General features: G+C 59.4%; 19 protein-coding genes and 1 tRNA gene. 11 read left to right on the forward strand and 9 right to left on the reverse strand.

Annotation, left to right across the window (positions count from 1 at the left end):
• Window positions 1-38: 38 nt before the first annotated feature.
• From G7066_RS05740 to G7066_RS05770, 7 genes are all read left to right on the forward strand, one after another.
• Window positions 39-554, forward strand: coding sequence for an Ig-like domain-containing protein (locus G7066_RS05740; RefSeq protein ID WP_166329713.1), 516 nt, complete (start codon window positions 39-41; stop codon window positions 552-554).
• Window positions 551-4,363, forward strand: a complete 3,813-nt coding sequence (locus G7066_RS05745; RefSeq protein WP_166329715.1) for a beta strand repeat-containing protein — start codon at window positions 551-553, stop codon at window positions 4,361-4,363. Before G7066_RS05740 ends, G7066_RS05745 begins: the two co-directional genes overlap by 4 nt.
• Entirely contained in the window at window positions 4,360-6,594 is a 2,235-nt protein-coding gene (locus G7066_RS05750; protein WP_166329717.1) for an invasin domain 3-containing protein, read from the forward strand. Before G7066_RS05745 ends, G7066_RS05750 begins: the two co-directional genes overlap by 4 nt.
• A 97-nt stretch (window positions 6,595-6,691) precedes the next feature.
• Window positions 6,692-7,315, forward strand: a complete 624-nt coding sequence (locus G7066_RS05755) for an ABC transporter ATP-binding protein (protein ID WP_244303318.1) — start codon at window positions 6,692-6,694, stop codon at window positions 7,313-7,315.
• Window positions 7,316-7,355: 40 nt separating this feature from the next.
• Window positions 7,356-8,255, forward strand: coding sequence for a hypothetical protein (locus G7066_RS05760; RefSeq protein WP_166329719.1), 900 nt, complete (start codon window positions 7,356-7,358; stop codon window positions 8,253-8,255).
• Between the two features lie 5 nt (window positions 8,256-8,260).
• Window positions 8,261-8,887: a hypothetical protein gene (locus tag G7066_RS05765; protein ID WP_166329721.1), complete on the forward strand. Its 627-nt coding sequence runs from the start codon at window positions 8,261-8,263 to the stop codon at window positions 8,885-8,887.
• A 126-nt stretch (window positions 8,888-9,013) separates the two neighbouring features.
• Window positions 9,014-9,086: transfer RNA gene (locus tag G7066_RS05770), tRNA-Glu, on the forward strand.
• Window positions 9,087-9,187: 101 nt separating this feature from the next.
• Here the strand turns inward: G7066_RS05770 and G7066_RS05775 are convergent.
• The 9 genes from G7066_RS05775 to G7066_RS05810 form a co-directional block, all read right to left on the reverse strand.
• Complete coding sequence (locus tag G7066_RS05775; protein ID WP_166329723.1) at window positions 9,188-9,406, reverse strand: hypothetical protein; 219 nt, start codon at window positions 9,404-9,406, stop codon at window positions 9,188-9,190.
• Window positions 9,403-10,269, reverse strand: a complete 867-nt coding sequence (locus G7066_RS05780; RefSeq protein WP_244303319.1) for an IS1/IS1595 family N-terminal zinc-binding domain-containing protein — start codon at window positions 10,267-10,269, stop codon at window positions 9,403-9,405. The genes G7066_RS05775 and G7066_RS05780 overlap by 4 nt, the downstream gene beginning before the upstream one ends.
• A gap of 160 nt (window positions 10,270-10,429) precedes the next feature.
• Window positions 10,430-11,026: a hypothetical protein gene (locus G7066_RS05785; RefSeq protein ID WP_166329727.1), complete on the reverse strand. Its 597-nt coding sequence runs from the start codon at window positions 11,024-11,026 to the stop codon at window positions 10,430-10,432.
• 14 nt (window positions 11,027-11,040) lie between these two features.
• Complete coding sequence (locus tag G7066_RS05790; protein ID WP_166329729.1) at window positions 11,041-11,472, reverse strand: hypothetical protein; 432 nt, start codon at window positions 11,470-11,472, stop codon at window positions 11,041-11,043.
• A 26-nt stretch (window positions 11,473-11,498) separates the two neighbouring features.
• Window positions 11,499-11,975, reverse strand: a complete 477-nt coding sequence (locus tag G7066_RS17805; RefSeq protein WP_425280755.1) for an ATP-binding cassette domain-containing protein — start codon at window positions 11,973-11,975, stop codon at window positions 11,499-11,501.
• Window positions 11,867-12,127 (reverse strand): ATP-binding cassette domain-containing protein, encoded by a 261-nt coding sequence (locus tag G7066_RS17810; RefSeq protein WP_425280756.1) that lies wholly within the window; start codon window positions 12,125-12,127, stop codon window positions 11,867-11,869. Before G7066_RS17810 ends, G7066_RS17805 begins: the two co-directional genes overlap by 109 nt.
• Complete coding sequence (locus tag G7066_RS05800) at window positions 12,118-13,146, reverse strand: peptidoglycan-binding domain-containing protein (protein WP_166329731.1); 1,029 nt, start codon at window positions 13,144-13,146, stop codon at window positions 12,118-12,120. Before G7066_RS05800 ends, G7066_RS17810 begins: the two co-directional genes overlap by 10 nt.
• A 29-nt stretch (window positions 13,147-13,175) precedes the next feature.
• Window positions 13,176-13,823, reverse strand: coding sequence for a hypothetical protein (locus tag G7066_RS05805; RefSeq protein WP_166329733.1), 648 nt, complete (start codon window positions 13,821-13,823; stop codon window positions 13,176-13,178).
• A gap of 432 nt (window positions 13,824-14,255) precedes the next feature.
• Window positions 14,256-14,684 (reverse strand): DUF1801 domain-containing protein, encoded by a 429-nt coding sequence (locus G7066_RS05810; RefSeq protein WP_166329735.1) that lies wholly within the window; start codon window positions 14,682-14,684, stop codon window positions 14,256-14,258.
• A gap of 163 nt (window positions 14,685-14,847) precedes the next feature.
• Here G7066_RS05810 and G7066_RS05815 point away from each other — a divergent pair, with 163 nt between their 5' ends.
• From G7066_RS05815 to G7066_RS05830, 4 genes are read left to right on the forward strand one after another with little or no spacing between them, the layout of a single operon-like run.
• Window positions 14,848-15,924 (forward strand): 3-isopropylmalate dehydrogenase, encoded by a 1,077-nt coding sequence (locus tag G7066_RS05815; protein WP_166329737.1) that lies wholly within the window; start codon window positions 14,848-14,850, stop codon window positions 15,922-15,924.
• Between the two features lie 44 nt (window positions 15,925-15,968).
• Complete coding sequence (locus tag G7066_RS05820; RefSeq protein WP_166329739.1) at window positions 15,969-17,060, forward strand: branched-chain amino acid aminotransferase; 1,092 nt, start codon at window positions 15,969-15,971, stop codon at window positions 17,058-17,060.
• A gap of 2 nt (window positions 17,061-17,062) precedes the next feature.
• Window positions 17,063-17,857, forward strand: a complete 795-nt coding sequence (locus tag G7066_RS05825) for a fumarylacetoacetate hydrolase family protein (RefSeq protein ID WP_166329741.1) — start codon at window positions 17,063-17,065, stop codon at window positions 17,855-17,857.
• Between the two features lie 40 nt (window positions 17,858-17,897).
• Window positions 17,898-18,998 carry a carboxylate-amine ligase gene (locus tag G7066_RS05830; RefSeq protein ID WP_166329743.1) on the forward strand — a complete coding sequence of 367 codons (1,101 nt, stop codon included), beginning with the start codon at window positions 17,898-17,900 and terminating at the stop codon, window positions 18,996-18,998.
• Window positions 18,999-19,024: the final 26 nt, after the last annotated feature.

The following is a 19,024-nucleotide window of genomic DNA, read 5'->3' on the forward strand; positions in this document are numbered from 1 at the left end:
GATCGATCAGCGGTTTTGCCGAGATCGGATCAACCGGTGTGTACACCGCGTCGGTAACTTCAAGTGTCGCCGGTGCTAAGACAATGACCGTCACCTACTCTGGCCAGACGGTAACGGCGTCGGGTAATGCGGATGCCGTGTTTATCGCGGGAGGTGTTGACACCACAAACGATGGCACACGTTTTTCGGTGTCGACGGGAGACGAACCCGTTGGCAGCGGTGAGCACACCATATCCGTCAGGCTTGCCGACTCCGAAGGTAATCCTGTCCCGGGTCAAGCGGCGGGCCTGTCTGCGAACAGTTCCGGTGGCCTCGGCGGAGGTGGTATTTCGACGTTCACCGAAACAGCGACCGCGGGCACCTACACGGCCACCGTTTCCTCAACTGTTGCTGGGTCAAAAGTGATCACGGTTGCCTTCGGAGCAAATCAGGTGTTGGTTGATGGCAACGGCACAGCCGCGTTTGTCGCTGGGGGTGTGGATATCGCCAACGCGGCAACCAGGTTCTCGGTGAGCAGTGGCGACACGTCTGTTGACGGGGAAGCCATGTTGTGACGGCCGTGTTGGTTGACGAGTTTGGTAATGCGGTCTCCGGCGAGGAGACGGCTCTGCTCGCAACAACCGCTGACGGCCTCGGCAGCGGCGGCATCACTGCCTTTACCGAGAGCGTAGTTCCCGGCACCTATACCGCAGCCGTCACATCGAGTGTCGCCGGTAATAAGACCTTGGCAGTTGCCCTCAGCGGTGAGCCAGTGCTTCCTGCAGGCAACACCATCGCGCGCTTTGTCGCCGGTGGTGTGGATACCGGCAACCCAGGAACGACGTATGCGGTCTCGGGTGGGCAACAGACGGTGGGAACTGGTGCCCACACAATCACCGTGACGCTGGTTGACGCCGAGGGCAACCCGGTTCCTGCGCAGGCTGCGGGCATTAGCGCCGACACCGGTGACGATCTCGGTGATGGGTCGATTTCGGACTTTACGGAAACGGGCACCGCAGGAACCTACACCGCCTCGGTCACATCGACGGTGTCGGGACCCAAGACAATCACCGTGCTCTACGGCGCCAACCCGGTGACCCTTGCAGGGAACGACACGGCTCTCTTTGTGCCAGGCGCGATAGATTTCACGAACGCCAACACAAACTACACCGTGTCGACCGGCACCAGACCTGTTGGGGCTGGGGAGCACACGGTTACCGTGATCCTGAGCGATGAGTTTGGTAATCCCGTTTCGGGCCAGCAAGCGGCCATTGTTCCGGCAACTGCCGATGCCCTCGGAACAGGGGAATTCTCGGCATTCACAGAGACCGCGACCGCCGGAACCTATGAGGCGACGGTTACCTCCAGCGTGTCTGGCGTAAAAGCGATCACCGTGAGCGTTGGAGTCAACAGTGTGCGTCTCAGCGGCAACGGCACAGCAGCATTCGTTTCTGGTGACGTTGATCTGGAAAACAGTGAGACCAATTACGTCGTGACCACCGGAGACGTCTCTGTCGATGGTGGCTCGCACTCCGTCATCGTGACCCTCGCTGACGAGCTCAACAACCCGGTCACGGGGCAGAGCGCCGATTTGTTGGCGAGTACAATCAACAGCCTCGGGTCCGGAACGATTACGGGGTTCACCGAGACCGCAATTCCCGGTGAGTATCAGGCGACTATCACATCAAGCATCGCCGGCAACAAAGACATCACCGTCTCTCTGGGCGGCGAACCAGTGACAGCCGCGGGCAATACTGCGGCCTCGTTCGTAGCCGGTGGGGTAGATGTTGGAAACAGTGGAACACGGTACAGCGTTTCAGCGGGAAACCAGACGGTGAGCACTGGGTCGCACACTGTCACCGTCACACTGGCCGATGCCGAAGACAACGCTGTTTCGGGTCAGGCTGCGGGGCTCTCTGCCACGACGGCTGCAGACCTCGGAACGGGGGAGATTGGTACGTTCACTGAAACCGCTACGGCGGGTACCTATCAGGCCACGATCACCTCCACTGTGTCTGGTCCTAAGCCCATCACGGTCACCTACGGTGGTTCTGCAGTCACAGCAAGTGGCAACACCACCGCGGTCTTTGTTGCGGGTGAGGTTGACCTGAACAACGGCTCCACCCGCTACAGTGTCACCACGGGTGACCAGGTAGTGGGTTCAGGTCAGCATACTGTCACCGTTACGCTCCGCGACGAGTTCAACAACCCGGTGACGAACCAGGCCTCCAACCTTGTTGCCGACAGCGCGCAGAACCTTGGTGTGGGAACGATCTCGCCATTCACTGAAACCTCTGATGGTGTGTACGAGGCAAGCCTGTCTTCCACCGTCTCCGGAAGCAAAAACATCACTGTTGCACTGGGATTGGCCAGTGTGCCCCTCAGCGGAAACGGTGTTGCAAGCTTCGTGGCAGGCTCCGTTGACCTGAATGATTCCGGCACCGTGTATTCGGTTAGCACGGGAGAGCAGCAGGTCGGCACCGGGCTCCACACAATCACGGTGACTCTGCTCGATGTGTTTGGTAACGGAGTGCCTGGCCAGCAGGCTTTGATTGATGCGAACACTTCAGCCGTGATCGGCACAGGATCTTTCTCGGCTTTTGCTCCCACAGCAACCCCGGGAATCTACACAGCAACCGTGAGCTCGAGTATTTCCGGAAGCAAGCCGATCGACGTGAGTTTTGAAGGGGCAGCGGTCGATGCCTCGGGCAACACCGACGCTCTCTTCGCTGCAGGGGGAGTGGATCCTGCCAACCCGGCTAGCAACTACGCTGTCTCTACGGGCGACGAAATCGTAGGAACCGGCTCGCACACGGTGACTGTAGCGCTGGCTGACGCGCTTGGAAACCCCGTCCCGGGGCAGGCCGCGCAGCTCGCGGCCACGACGTCAGGCGATCTCGGTACTGGTGCCTTCACAGGTTTCGTTGAATCGGCGTCGGTCGGCATCTACGAGGCTACGATGACCTCGACCGTGTCTGGCAGCAAGCCCGTGACCGTGACCTATAATTCGGCACCGATTACGCTGGCCGGAAACGGCTCGGCCTCGTTTATTTCGGGTGACACTGACCTCACGAGTCCGGCGACCAGTTACTCCGTCAGTTCAGGCAACGCCTCGGTCGAAGGCGGTTCACACCTCGTCACGATTACGCTCGCGGATTCCTTCGCGAACCCGGTTCCAGGCAAGGCAGTTGACCTTGTCGCCTCCACCACCGACGACCTCGGGTCTGGCACCATAACTGCTGTCACGGAGTCGCTCACAACTCCCGGAACTTACCAGGCGACGGTGACTTCTTCGGTTGCCGGAGGAAAGGCAATCGCCGTCGCTCTTGGAGGCGACAGCGTAACACTCAACGGAAACGGCACTGCTCAGTTCATCGCGGGTGGCCCTGACACAGACAACGCCGGCACCGTGTTTGAGGTCACCGAAGGGCCGCAGACCGTTGGTGCCGGAAGCCATACGGTGCGTGTGAATCTGCGCGACTCGTCCGGTAACCCCGTCTCTGGCGAAGCCGCTGGGATCAACGCCAACACGGTCGATGGCCTCGGATCGGGTACGATCTCCAGCTTTACCGAAACAGGTACTCCCGGACTGTACGAGGCCTCAGTCACCTCCACCCTGATCGGTGGCAAATCGATCACGGTGAACTACGGTGCGTCGGCAATCACGGCGCAGGGTAACACGGTCGCGCTCTTTGTGGCGGCCGCGGTCGACCCGGGCAGCCCGGGCACAAACTACAGCGTGACCTCTGGCAACCAGCAGGTCGGCACCGGTCAGCACACTGTCACGGTTACGCTAGCCGACGCCTTCGGTAACCGGGTGTCGGGTCAGAGCGCCCTGCTCGACGCGGCGACAACGGATAGTCTTGGCTCAGGCACGATCGGTGGTTTTGTTGAAACGGGAACAACGGGTGTTTACCTGGCACCGGTAACCTCCACACTTGCGGGCAGCAAAGCCGTGACCGCGAGCTACAACAGTCTACCTATCACGCTGAGCGGTAACGGCAACGCTGTTTTTGTGGCTGGTGGAGTGGACGTTGGTAACGCCGCCACTTCGTACACGGTGTCGTCGGGTGACGCCTCTGTGAGCAGTGGTTCACACACCATCACAATGACTCTCGCTGATGCGTTTGGTAATCCGGTGCCGGGTATGGCACCGAGGGTCACGGCAACCACGGCCGCTAATCTCGGATCAGGAACGATCACTGGCGTCACTGAACAAGCGACTCCCGGAACCTATCAGGCCACGGTGACCTCAAGCATCGCGGGAAACAAAGACATCACCGCATTGTTCGACGCAGCGCCACTCACGCTCAGCGGAAACGGCATCGCCCGATTCGTTGCCGGGGAGTTGATACTGCAAACCCGGGCACCGCTTTCTCCGTGAGTACCGGAAACCAGATTGTTGGCTCGGGTCAGCACACAATTACGGTGACACTCGCTGATGCGTCGGGAAACCCGGTGGGTTCTCAGGCCGCGGGCCTCGAAGCTACGTCGACCTCAGATCTTGGTTCAGGATCGATTGGAGTGTTCAGCGAAACTGGAACCATTGGTACATACTCGGCGATCGTCACCTCTACGAAGGCCGGTGGCAAAGACATCGTTGTCACTTTTGGGGGCAGCAACGTCACGCTGAGCGGAAACGGCACCGCGGTATTTGTGGCGACCACGGTTGATCCTGGTGTCTCCTCATCCTTCTACACCGTTTCTTCCGGTGATCAGGTTGCGGGCGCAGGGTCACACACGATTCTCGTTTCGCTCACTGACAGCTTTGGTAACCCCGTAACGGGCGAGGCTTCCGCGCTCTTCGCCGCACCTGTTCAAAGTCTTGGCGCAGGATCGGTTACGGGTTTCGTTGAGACGGGGGTGCCCGGAACTTACAGCGCAACTGTGACCTCAACCGTGAGCGGCACAAAGACCTTCACGGTGATTCATGGAGCCTCGCAACTAACTTCCGGGGGCAACGGTGCGGCGGTCTTTATCGCAGCCGGTGTTGACCTTGGTAACGCTTCGAGTTACTTCTCCGTTTCAGGCGGTGACGCTTCAACGAGTGGTGGTTCGCACCGCATTGTGGTGACTCTCGCCGATCAGTTCGGAAACCCGGTTTCAGGTCAAGCCGGATCCCTGGTAGCCAGCACGGTGGACAACATCGGGAGCGGGAGCATCTCCGGGTTTACCGAGAGCTCGACCGCTGGCACCTACGAGGCCACCATTACATCAACGGTCGTTGGTGACAAAACTATCACGGTCGTATTCAGCGGTGATCCGGTCACGCTCAATGGTAACGACGTAGCCCACTTTGTTGCGGGTGGTGTCGATTCAGGCAACACAAATACGCTGTTTACCGTAACCACCGGCGATCAGCGGGTGGGATCGGGGCAGCACACCGTAACAGTTCAACTCGCGGATGACGGAGGCAATCCGGTGGCAGGGCAGGCAGCGGGCATTTCAGCCAGCAGTTCCGCCTCGCTTGGAACCGGCTCTATTTCCAGCTTCGTTGAAACTTCGACCCCGGGAACCTACACTGCAACGCTGACCTCTTCGGTCTCGGGTGAAAAGACCATTGCAGTGAGGTTCGGTGCTGTAAACCTTGCCCCGTACGGCAACTTCATCGCGAGTTTTATTCCGGCAGACGTTGATCTCGGTAACACACAAACAGGTTTCACGGTCAGTCAAGGAAACCGAACCGTTGGAAGTGGATACCACACGGTAACCCTGGTGCTGGCAGACAGCTTCGGTAATCCCGTCCCCGGTGTTGACAGAGATGCTCTCGCGGCAACCACCAGTGCTTCACTCGGTGCAGGAAGGATAGGGGCGTTTACTGAAAGTTCCTCCTCGGGAACCTATACGGCGCAGGTGTCGTCGACGCTTGCGGGTGGTAAGCCAATGTTGGTCACGTTTGATGACGAGGCTGTGTCTGCACGGGGCAACAGCGTTGCCCGTTTTGTCGCAGCGGTCCCCGACCCATCACGAACGGTAGTCAGTGCGACATCTCCCGTGGTCGCGAACGGGCGTGACACCAGCACCATCACGGTTAGACTCTTCGACGAGTTCGGAAACCCCGCAGATGCCGAGGTGCCTATTGTTCTCGCCAGCACCCTCGGCACCGTCAGTGCCCCGCGGTATGCAGGTAGTGGCATTTACACGGCTACCGTGTCCTCGACTGCAGCCGGAACCGCGACGGTATCCGTTGCTGTTCAAGGGTCCCTAACCGAAGCAACCGCGAAGATCGAGTTCACGCCTCAGGCTGTGAACCGCATCTGGATGGAACTGCAGAGTGAACGGTTGCGACAGGGAAGCACCCAGACCGCTTTTGGGCACCTGTTTGTGCCAGGGGAAAGGGTTACCGGCCTGCTTGAATCCGACCCGATCAGTCTGGGCACGGCGACCGCAGATTCCAGAGGAAACGTGGAGTTTGAAGTCTGGATCCCGACTGACTTTGAGCTCGGCCGACACACGGTTACCCTAACGGGGGAAACGAGCGGCAGTGTGCAAGCATCGTTTGTCGTTGAAGCGAAGGATCGACCCCTGGCCCTCACGGGTGGCGATCTAGGGCTGCCAATTGCGATCGCTGTGGTGCTTCTTGTCGGGGTACAGCCTTTTGGTTCCTGTCGGTGAGCCGCCGAAGGAGGTCCAAGAACGACAAGCTGTAAGGTTCGTTCCGATTGGGCACCTTAGACTCGTTGGGAAATTGGACGCCCCACGAGGAGGATCTTTGACGGACGACAGCGCCTTGTTAGTCGCGGAGCAGGTTGCCGTCGCAATCGACGGGTTCACTCTTTTGTCTCCCACGTCTCTCCGTCTTGGATCAGGGTCGTGTGTTGCCCTGCGCGGTGCGAACGGCGCAGGTAAAACAACGCTGCTCAGGGTGCTCGCGGGCAGGTTGAGAGCCACTGCAGGCTCCGTCACACTCGCGGGGGTGCCACTTGATGAGCGCCGTTCAGATCAGCGAGCCGCAATCGCAGCGCTGATAGAGCCACCAACGCTGTATCCCGACCTCACGCTGCGGGATCAGCTCACCCTCATATCGGCCGCGTGGGGTGTTGGGGATCCCGATCAAGCACTCCGTCGGTTCGGCATTGAGGCGCTACACGAGCGATTCCCTCACGAACTTTCGAGCGGCCAGAGACAGCTGGTTTCCCTCGCGGTAACCTTTGCGCGGCCGTGCTCGGTATTACTTCTCGACGAACCCGAGCAGCGGCTTGATCCTGATCGGCGCCAGCTGGTTGCCGCGGCGATTCTGGAGGCCCGCGACCGCGGTGTTGCTGTCGCGTTTGCCACACACGATCAGAGGCTGGCAGAACGGGTTGCTCAGGCGGAGCTGGCTGTTGGCTCTTAACGTGCGAACGGATGGGTCACGGCTTTGTGAGGTGCGTCGTGTGCTGCGCAACCGTGAGGGCCGAGCGGACGCGGGTGAGATCTCCTACCGACTGTACATGGCCGTGATGCTCGTGATCGTGGTGGTCGCGCCCGTTGTGCGTGTCAGTGTGCTCGGTTTTGCTGACGCCTATGCCGGCGGAATCCCGGCCATTGTCGCCTCGGAGGTCACAGCGCTCACGGCGTTGTTGGTTCTCGCGGGAGCGCAGGGTGGGCCCGCCTACGCTGCCCTGGCACCCATTGATCTATTGTTCACAACCGCGATCCCGAGAGCTCGCTTGTTCGTTCGACCGGTCACTCGGGGGCTGCTCGTTGGGGCCACCGTCGGTGTACTCGTCAGCGGCCTTGTCGTGACCGCACGTGTGGTGCGCGGTGACATGACGGTGAACCTGGCGCTGGCCTCGCTTCTTGCGGGGGCCACGATCGGGCTATTGGCTGCCTTCGGCATGCTGCTGGGTCAGCTCGGGTGGGGAGTTCGCTGGGCGCTCGCGGGGGCGCTCCTGCTGCTCGCTGCGGCACAGGTGCTGTGGGGCTTTCACGCGGATCCGTGGTCTTTGGGTGCCTCGGTTGTGCTGTCGCAAGCGGGTGGATCAGGCGAGGCCGAAGGGCCGCTGGGGGTTTCGGGGCTCGTCCTGCTCTGTGCGCTACTGATTTCGAGTGTTGCCCCGAGGATCGCCGCACTGCTGCGGTGGGAATCGCTTCGAGAGCATGCTGCGCGCTGGGACGTGATTCGTGTATCCGCGGGCACTGGTGACCCCAAAGCCGCACTCGACCGCCTGGGCGCTCCCGTTCGTGTCGGGCGAAGGTGGCCCCTTCGGGTTTCTCGTGGACTGACGCTCGCGATCCTGCGCCGCGACCTGCTCGGATTGCTTCGCACCCCGCCCGCAGTCTGCTGGGGATAATTGGTGTGGCGGGCGCGCTGGCCCTCTGGCTGGGGGCGCTCGGGAGCGCTGTCGTTGGTGGGGGAGCCGCGGATCCTAGCTCCGTGCGGGCTGGAGTGCTCGGTGGGTTCGCGATGCTGCTCGTAACGATTGCGCTTCAGCCGTTGTGCCGTGGCCTTGCCGCGGCCGCGGAGGGGGCGGGGTCATCTCCGCTGCTGCCAGTTTCGTCGCAGGGCCTTCTGGCCAGGCATCTGCTGGCACCGCTTGGGTTAACCGCTGCTGTGATCGCTCTGGGTGCTGCGGTGTGCGCGGCGTTTGGGTTGACCGCTGGCACCTCGCTGTTGGGATCCGCTAGCTCAAGTGTTGTGCTGGTCTGCTGTGCGCTTGCGCTGCGACTGCTGGCAGCCTTGAAGGGAACGATCCCGCTGCGGCTACTCGCGCCGATCCCAACGCCCATGGGCGATGCTTCTGGGATTAACGTTGCACTCTGGATGATCGATGGTCCCGTACTGGCAATGCTGCTTGGTGCACTGCTCGGAGTGCTCTGGGCTGCAGGCCTGGCGGGTGGCGTCATGCTGACCTGGGCGGCAGTGATCTCAGTTGTTGTTCTTGTGTGTGTTCTGCTGTGGGCACAAGGTCGTTTGAAGGCCTGAGTTTCGCGTGTTTTCGGCGAGACTCGCCGCGCGCGCAACCTCATTTTGCGCGATTTCAATTGATGTGCCAAGATAGATGAGTTGCTGCGGCGGTTGAGGAGAAATTCTCTAAGTCACAAAAACTCCGGCCCCATCGTATAGCGGCCTAGTACGCCGCCCTCTCACGGCGGTAACGCGGGTTCGAATCCCGCTGGGGTCACCGGATCGAAAGCCTCACCTTCGGGTGGGGCTTTCTTTTTCTTGTCGTTCTGCCCGAACTCGCGGCTTATAGGCCCGAAAGAGTGGATAGCGTCGGGTGTGTCATCCGCGTCCCGCCCATCCTGTGCGTAGCCAGAGCCCTTCGTCGGGGCTGAGTGCTGTTCCGTAGAGTGGCGTATCGGGTTCGTCTGGATGTTCGGGTTTGGCGGGCTCTGGGGCGGCGGCTTTGGCGGGCAGTGCGTGTTGCATGGCCTCTTCCAAGGACTGTTCGTGGAGGGTGAGGAACCACTCGACCGCGCGTTTCTGGTGTGGTTCACTCATCCCGCGGTGGCGGCGGAGGACCTCACGGATCTGACTATTGATACCCCTTCGAGTGGGCTGGTCGTTCGCGGGTTCCCGTATGTGACATAGGTGAACAGGGTGTTGTTGCGCACGACCCCTCGAACGAGGAGCCAGGCTTTGCGGAGTCGGTCGTGAGTGAATCCGAACTGGCCGTTGCGGAGCAGGGTGCGCTCTTTCGTGAGGTGCCCGAAGGCCCGCCACCATTCATCAAGTTGGATCTGCCAGACGATCGCGGCGTCTTCGTCGTGTACGCTGCTGAGCTTCATCACCAGCCCACGTAACGCTCTGCCCGCGTCAGTGCGGGGGTTCATCGTCAGATGTCTGGACACACGCATTTGCAGATGAAAGAGACACCGTTGGTGTTTCGTTTCTGGCCAACACATGCCAAGCGCGGTAGGGATCCCTGTTCCCCCGTCAGAGACGAGAACCCCAGGTGCTGCAACTTGTGTGAGCAGCGCTTTCCAGGCCGCGACGGATTCACCTCCTGACCATTGCCAGGCGAGAACGTGGCCGGTGTCGCTTTGGGCGATCAACAAGCACCACCCGGAGATCCAGATCCCGTCGACCAGGATCGCATGATGGATGGTGGTCGCGGGGGCCAGGCGCGGTTCGATATCCCAGCACCACATGGTGTGGCGTCGGAAGGTTCGCCCGCTCGCGGTTCCGTCGATCTCGGCCTGGGTGTGTTTGCCGACGAGCCAGGTCACGAACTGTCGCAGTTGTTCTCGGCGGGTGACGTCTGGGCGGCGTCTCACGCTGGAGGCCCCGCATGATGGGCACCGCCAGCGTTGAGTTCCTGATCGGTGTCGGCCGTTCTTCACCAGAGAGCGGCCACATACCATGCACTTCGTTGTATTTGGGGGAAGGTCCACAACTAAGCATCACGGACCATACCGATCCCTATTTCAGCGCGGAGTTACGCGGCTCAACGAGGATCACATCCACTCCTTTTGGCCGATAAGCCGAACTCGCGGGTCAATGGTCTTTTGCTCGATGGTCGGACTACCGGTTTTTGAAGTAGCGGAATAAATGTTTCTCCTGTGTCAAGCCCAGGGCAACCAGTGCTCCTGCGACAGCAGCAACTAGGGCTGGGCCGAATACTCTGAGCGCGAGTACGAATGTGGCCTCGCTCGTGCCTAATGTACTGGAGGCTGCAAAAAGAGTGGCCGTAATTGCGGAGAAGATTCCCGCGGGGATAACCCAAGAACTAGTCTCAACTGTCACCAGTATGGTGAGATCGAGTTTGGAGACACCCGCATGAATTGCTGACGCAAGCTGAATGCGTCTGACTCGAATCGAGACGAACCCGATCCCAAACGCAATGATAACCGCAGCCAGCGGTGCGAACTGTGTAACTCTATTCAAAAACTTGCCGTTCCCGTCAAAAGCTCTGCCCAGTGATGTGTTGAGTTGCGAGAGCACAGCTTTTTCCGCCTTGTCTCCGCCAGGAATGAGCGTTGTCTGAAGCAAGATTGGTGCCTCCTTGATTGTGGGCCACACGTCGATCCAGCATTCGTCGAATGGTCCGCTATCAGGAACAGGGGAGAGGATCGCATAGCCGTATCCCGACCGTCTTCCGTCTGAGGGGTATTCATACACTCCCGAGACTTTGGCTAACCTATGGTTCGCTGTTTGAACTTCGTCCCAGGGCTCACTCCCAGTGCATCGGCCACTGCGTCAGAGATGATTGCACCAGAGGCAGACGAGCTTTTGGTGCCCATGAGTTCTGAGAAGCCTGCTGTCACTTCGAACGAGGGAATCGTTGACGAGGGGAGTGCGGAGGCTTTAGTGCCCGTGTCGAGAGAGCGAATAGCGCCGGAGGAGTGAACGTTGGGAACCGCGCCGAGGGACTCGCAAGTGTCTCCGTCAATGCGTCCTGGGGCTGAGAACGTGATGATGGAGGCACCCGATTTCTGAAATTTGACCGCATCGGCGACGAGAGATTCACTCGTGGTGAGGTCTGCTAATACAAGACATGCGAGGACCGAAGAGAGGATTGTGGCGAATACGACGGTTCGAGTAGTGCCTGAAGTGATGTTGCGCACTGCTTCTCCAATGATTACCCGGAGTCTCATTGGTTGATCCCACCGCTGCCTGGATCTTGGAAAAGCCTGAGATCTATGAGGTCAGTGCAGGCGTTTCGCGTTTGTTCATCATGCGTTGCTACAACAACCGTCACGTTGTCATCAGCGAGCTTTGAAAGGGAGGAGTTTACTTCTGAGGATGTGGAGAGATCCAACTGCGCCGTTGGCTCATCGACTAGAAAAAGTGAGGGCTTTGACGCAAACCCTCGGGCTAACATGAGGCGTTGTGCTTCTCCTCCGGAGAGTGCCCTGAAAGGACGGTTCTCTGCGTGAAGAAGCCCGAAGCGATCGAGCAGACGCGATGCCTCTTCACTCGCTTCACGATACGAGTTTCCGTGAGCCAACAGCGGAAGTGCTACATGGTCTCGCGCAGATCTTCCTGGTACACCGTGGGGTTTTGAAATACCCAAGCTGTTCTTCCGGTGCCGCCGTATTGAATGGAACCCTCTGTGGGCTTCTCCCAACCTGCGAGCATGCTGAGTAACGTGCTTTTGCCTGAACCGGATGGGCCAGTGAGAGCGTACACGTGGCCGGGTATGAGAGTCTCATCTAGATTCCTAAAGAGCCAAGCCCCTCCTCCGAACCGGTGCCCTACGCCGTGCAGATCTACTTGCATTTGGGCGATCCGCTCGGCGATAGCTCTACTTCAGTAGGAGGTTTGGCGGAATCAAAGAGAACAAAGCTCTGTCCGAGTTCTGAGCCAAGGACGCTTACGGGTAGCGACTTATTCCCTGCGAGAACACAAGCCTTCGAATCGTCTAATCCGAAAAGCGCCGAGGGGGAAACTACAGCAACCTCGATGGGTTTCGCAAGAACAAAGCTGGCAGGAATCGATGTTGCAGCATTCCGCATCGCCTCGGCAAACACCTCGTTCTGGGCAAGTTTGTTCAGCGCTTCCTTGTCGATAACCCGCCCTGCGTCGTCGGTGGGTAGTCTGTCTGGTCCGACGCTAAGGAGACGCTTTCCTGCGACGAGGCCTTCAGGTAGATGGGTGACCGCGACTTCCATCAGGGCTGCTGGAAGTTCGGCGAGTTTGTCTCCTGCAGAAATCCTGCCTCCAACTGGTGATAGACAGTTTTTGACTCGGGTCTCAGGGGCAGGGAGCCACAGAATCCGATCAATTGGAATGTTCCCAGCAACAAACTGGCCATCACCAACTTTTTGCATTGCTTCAGCCACCGCGTTTAACGTATCTTGCCCCACCGGTCCCTCAGTCGAAACCGTATATCCAAGCCGATTAAGTTCACGCTGTAATGAAGCTACGTCCGTCCCCGCATCGCCTATGTTTAGATCTCGCCACAGCGGAACTTCTGTCGAGAGATTGAGGACGGGCTTGCCGTCAATTGCTACCGAAGAGGCACCTGAAGTGAAGGCACCCCCAGCAGCGCAGCTGAAGCTGGTAAGAGTGCCTGAAGCGGGAGAGACTAAGGCTGATTCTGCTCCGAAAGAGAAACCGAGTTCGACCGTGCGTGCATCATCGTATTGCTGCTGCGATACAGGAGCCGTAGTAACTGCGTTGGCAGCGCGAAGCGACTCGGGCGTTGCGTCTGCGAAATAGAGTGCGCCGATCCCAAGACCAAGAGCAACAGCCAGCATCAATGAAAGTGTGGCCAACGCGAATTTAGTCTTTGTCATGCGACTCCATTGTCAAGTAGAGACTTCTCCTAGTCGAACAGGCCCAGTGGATCTGCATTGCAATCGGTGAAATCCGAAGCTCCGTGTCCGGAGAGGTATGGGAATGTCTGGCCGGGAGCATCCAGGGCGAAGTCAGCAGCGGAGTATGAAGGATCAACCGCACCCTTTTTGACGAGACATGCTGCCATGATGGTGTCGACATCAAGGTTGTCGGGGTTTATTCGAATGAAGGCGTGCAAGGATGAAATGTGCTGCTCGCCGGACTCTGCTGAGCACTGTGTAACTTGTTTTTCGGTCTCTTTAGATTCTGCGTTTTCTGGAGACTGAAAAGTAAAGGAGCTGTCTTCCTTTATTTTGATGTCGTAGTGACCATAGGCTTCAAGACAGGTCGTAAATCGATCGAGTGTTTCTGCCAGTTCTTGATCGGTAATCTTCTCATCCTCAAGAACGGATCTCTCAAAATCTGATTCTGCAGCTGCGTAGGCGGCTGAAAAGTTTGTCGCCCAAGGGCCGCTAAAGTCAGGGACATCGCTCTCTTCCGTGCCAACTTGTTTTTTTGAGGAGCCGTCTACCTCAGTACTTGCGCACCCAGAGAGCAGAAGCGCAGTTACGCATATTGCGCCTACGAGAGGTAGAGACATAAGCGTTAGAGCATTCTGCTCTCTGGGTATTTTCATGCCGCTGCCTGAGAACCGTAGCTGGTCACGCCGGCATAACAAACTGCTTGGTAAGACGTGTACCTCATTGCGACCCAAGGTGCCCAGCTTGTGCCCCACTTACCCGAGTTCCAATGGCGCATCTTTGGTTGATAGCAGAGTACGTCACTGCTGGAGCACAGCCCGCTGCTTCGGCGGGTGCTGCACTTGACATACTGAATCCCACGACCCCTGTCGAAGCCAAGGCGGTAACGCCCAGCATCGTCATGAGTCTTTTCTTCACGAGAACCTCCATTGCTTCTTATGAGATGTAGCTTTGGGGAAATCTAGCTACATTTCGCAGTGTATGGGAATTTTCGTAAAATTACTAGTGTTGTCTGAAGTGTTCTAAGAAAGATTAAATCGTCTCTTGGTCTTGTCTCGGCAACGGATGTGCGCAATTCAACTAGAAAACTAACGCCGCCCCCACTCATCAACGGTCTCCACGAGCGAACGCTCGAGTAACTGCCGCAGCGCCTCGTGATCCACACCGGTGAGCCGCGTCAAATAAAGGCACGCCTTGCTGGCCTTGTACTTGCCAAGCCTCGACATGAGGTCTGGCCAGTGATCCTCGAAGTCGTGGGTCAGATAGATGGTGTGCCGAGCCGCTCCTGGCGCGAACCCGAGCAGGGGAGCGCGGCCGCTGTGCCCGGTCTCGTAGGTGTACTCATATTCACCAAAACCAATGATCCGCCCAGCCCACACGACGGGCTCCTCGCCGCTCAACTCGCGACACATTTCGAGCAGTTCTTCGGCCTCGGCGCGCCTCGGACCGGTCGCCTTGTCGAGCACTGTCTCGACAGGGGTAGACGATGGTGACATCGCGGGTTCTTTTGCAGCCATGACTCCTCCTCCGCTGAATGATTAATGACCCAGCCTAGTGTGAGAAGGGGGCAGGATCCGAGGCCCAGGCGGCAGTATGCTGGAACGACGCGTGCAAGCATTTTGCAAGCAGAAAGCAAGCCCCACACAGCAGACCCAGCACACAGTAGGCAAAGGAGCGCCAGTGACCCGCACCATCAAGCTCGCAGTAATTCCCGGCGATGGTATCGGACCGGAGGTGATTGAGCAGGCGAACCGTGTGCTTGACAAGGTGCTGGCTGGCGGCGACGTCACGCTTGAGCGCACCGAGTTCAAGCTGGGCGCTGAGCGGTTTCTTGCAACCGGAGACACACTTCCCGCAGACGAGCAGGCGGCAATCGCTGATCACGATGCGATCCTCTTTGGTGCCGTTGGTGGCGTGCCGGGCGACCCGAGGCTGAAGACCGCGAACATTGAGCGCGGTCTGCTGCTCAAACTGCGCTTTGACTTCGATCACTACGCCAATGTGCGCCCCTGCACACTCTTCCCTGGCGTCACCTCGACGCTCGCGGACCCGGGCGACGTTGACTTCCTCGTTGTGCGAGAGGGCACCGAGGGCCCCTACGCGGGCAACGGCGGCTCGTTACGCACCGGTACTCCCCACGAGGTCGCAACTGAGGTGTCTGTAAACACGGCCTACGGTGTTGAGCGTGTTGTGCGCTACGCCTTCGAGACCGCGCAGTCGCGTCCGCGCAAAAAGCTCACCTGGGTCCACAAGACAAACGTGCTCGTGCACGCGGGATCAATCTGGCAGCGAGTTGTCGGGGCCGTAGCTGCCGAGTATCCCGAGATTGCGGTCGACTACATGCACGTCGACGCGGCCACCATCTTTATGGTGCAAGATCCCGCGCGCTTCGATGTCATTGTGACTGATAACCTATTTGGTGACATCCTCACAGACCTTGCCGGCGCCATTGGTGGCGGCATCGGGCTCGCAGCCTCCGGCAACATCAATCCCGACGGCACGTTCCCGAGCATGTTCGAACCCGTTCACGGATCTGCTCCCGACATCGCAGGGCAGCAGAAGGCGGATCCGACCGCGGCGATCCTCTCCGCGGCAATCATGCTCGATCATCTTGGCCTCACCACCGAGGCCAGCCGCGTGCGCGACGCCGTGCGCGCCGACCTCGCCGAGCGCGGAGCTGCTCCTCGCTCGACCGCGCAGATTGGTGACGCAGTCATCGCGCAGCTTCCCGCGCAGGCACACGCGGCAATCGCTTAACTTCGCTCGCGCTCTCTACGCGACCCAACACCAAAGGCAACATCATGACCGAACTCACGTTTACCCTTACCGAGGCCAAACGACTGCCCGCCGCCGAGCGCGACGCGATCCTCGCAGACCCGGGTTTTGGCAACTACTTCACCGACCACATGGTCTCGATCGTGTGGACGAAACAGGATGGCTGGCATCAAGCGGAGGTTCTGCCTTACGGGCCAATTCCAATGGATCCTGCCTCTTCCGTGCTGCACTATGGGCAAGAAATCTTCGAGGGGATGAAGGCCTACCGGCGCTCTGACGGTTCGATCGTCGCGTTCCGGCCTGACGAGAACGCCAAGCGTCTGAACGATTCGGCCCGCCGCCTCGCGTTGCCCGAGATCCCGGTCGGCCTATTTGTTGAGGCCGTGCGTGAACTCATCGCGGCCGATGCTGATTGGGTGCCGAGCGGTGCAGATCAGAGCCTGTACCTGCGGCCCTTCATGATCGCCGACGAGAATTTCCTTGGAGTGCGGGCCGCCGAACGAGCTCGCTTTATTGTGATCGCTAGCCCGGCCGGCCCCTACTTTAAGGGCGGCGTGAAACCGGTCTCGATCTGGCTGTCGCAGGAGTACTCACGCGCGGGTCGCGGCGGAACCGGCGCGGCGAAGTGCGGGGGCAACTACGCTGCGTCACTGCTACCGCAGAATGAGGCCGCCGAGAACGGCTGCCAGCAGGTGCTCTTCACCGATTCCGGGACCGAAGACACGATCGACGAGCTTGGCGGCATGAATCTGTTCCTTGTGCGGGCCGATGGCACGCTGCTCACACCGAGGCTGAACGGCAACATTCTTGCGGGCATCACACGTAAGAGCCTGATCCAACTCGCAAAGGATCGGGGCCTCGCCGTTGAAGAGCGTGACCTGACCGTGAGCGAGTGGCGTGCTGGCGTCAAAGATGGCTCGATCACCGAAGCGTTTGCCTGTGGCACCGCCGCCGTGATCACTCCGATCGGCCAGCTCAAATCACCTGACTTCAGCATCGACTTTGGTGACGCGGCCCCCGGCCCGGTGACGTTGTCGCTGCGTGAAGAGCTGACCGGCATTCAGTTCGGCACACAGGCAGACAAACACGATTGGCTCAAAGTTATGGTGGAGGCGTAAGCATGAAGGTCGCACGTTTTCAGGTTGAAGGTGAGATCTCCTACGGGATCCTCGATGCCGCCGAGAGCGGTGGTGGCGTTGAGGTCGTAGAGCTCGTCGCTGATCCGCTGGTCTCGGGTTACGACACCACGGGGCGTCGTTTTCCACTTGAAGACGTGCGGCTTTTAGCTCCGGTTATCCCGCGCTCGAAGGTTGTGTGCGTGGGCAAAAACTACCTCGATCACGTTGAAGAGATGCGTGGCGTGACGGGCGGTTCTGACGCACCGCCGGCGGAACCGCTGCTGTTTTTGAAGCCCAACACCTCCGTCATCGGACCCGAAGACACGATCGTGCGACCCGCGGTGTCTGATCGAGTTGAGCACGAGGGTGAACTCGCCATTGTGATCGGTGCGATGGCAAAAGACGTTAGCGAAGAAGACGCACTGAAATACGTCTTTGGGTTCACCTGCGCCAACGACGTCACTGCCCGCGACATTCAGATTAAAGACGGGCAGTGGACTCGGGGCAAGGGCTTCGACACGTTCTGCCCGCTCGGTCCGATCATCGAGACCGATCCCGACCTCAGCGACGCTCGTGTGGTCACAAGGGTGAACGGCGAAGTTCGCCAAGATGGCCGCACCTCGCAACTCATCCACAGCCTCCCGAAGATCGTCTCCTATGCCTCGCAAGCGTTCACGCTGCTACCCGGCGACGTGATCCTCACCGGCACACCAGCCGGTGTTGGACTGCTCGAATCGGGTGACGTGGTCGAGGTGGAAATCGAGGGGATTGGGATCCTCCGCAACTCTGTGCGTTAGGGAAATCGTGCGGTAGGGAAACCGTGCGGTAGAGTGCCTTATGGTTTCCACACAGGGGGGTCCGCGCCACTTCGGCGTAGAAGAGGAATACCTGCTTCTCGACGCGCAGACAGGTTTGCCGAGGGACGCTGCGCAGCAGATGATCGCGGCACTGCCCGATTTGCGCGCTGAAGTTGAGTACTTCGAGAGTCAGCTTGAGACGGCGACCCCGGTTTGCACGTTTGCGAGTGATGCCGAAGACACCCTTTTCGCTTTTCGTTCGGGGGCGGCGAGCGCCGCCGCTGACCTCGGTGTTGTGCTGGCGAGCACCGGGCTGCCACCTGTCGGAGGTGACCAACCCGGCACAGTCACCGCAAAGCCTCGGTACAAAGCCATTGAGAGAAACTTAGGGAACCTCGTCTCTCGGTACTACTCGACCGGCACTCACGTGCATGTTGAGGTGCCGTCGCGCGATGTTGGGGTTGAAGTAATGGCGCGCATGGCGCGCTGGTCGCCGCTGCTGGTCGCACTGACAGCGAACTCGCCCATTCACCTTGGCGAGGCAACCGGGTTCGCGAGTTGGCGGTACCTGACCACGATGCGGTGGCCGACCGCTGGGTACCCGCCCTACTTCGAATCGGGCGCGGATTACGATGTGATGATCGAACAGTTCATGCGCAGCGGAATTGTGCTCGATACGGGGGTCGTGAACTGGTCGATCCGGCTGTCGGAGAACTTTCCGACTGTAGAACTCAGAACGGCCGATGCGCAGCTTGATCCACGTGACACCGTTGCCTTTGCCGTGATCGTGCGAGCGCTGGTTGACCGCTGCGTTACAGAGGCCGAGTCAGGATCGCCCAGGCAAGATCCCGACCTCAACCTTGTGAGGGGTGCACACTGGCTTGCGGCGCGCAATGGTCTGAGCTCTCGGCTGGTGCATCCGCTGTCTGGTGACGCGGTGCCCGCTGCGGAAGCGATTTCGGCACTGATTGATTATGTGCAGGACCAACTCGCCGCTGCGGGTGATCTCGACCGCGTTGAAGGATTTGTTGCCCGCCGCTGCGCTGAAGGGGAGCCCGCGAGGTTGCAGTTGCAGACCTTCTCGCAGGGTGGCATTGACGCACTGCTGCGACTCTACTCAAGCGCGGAAGAACTGGGGTAGCCTCGGGGTAACGCTGCGAAGGAGGA

The organism is Leucobacter coleopterorum, from assembly GCF_011382985.1.
Classification (GTDB): Bacteria; Actinomycetota; Actinomycetes; order Actinomycetales; family Microbacteriaceae; genus Leucobacter; species Leucobacter coleopterorum.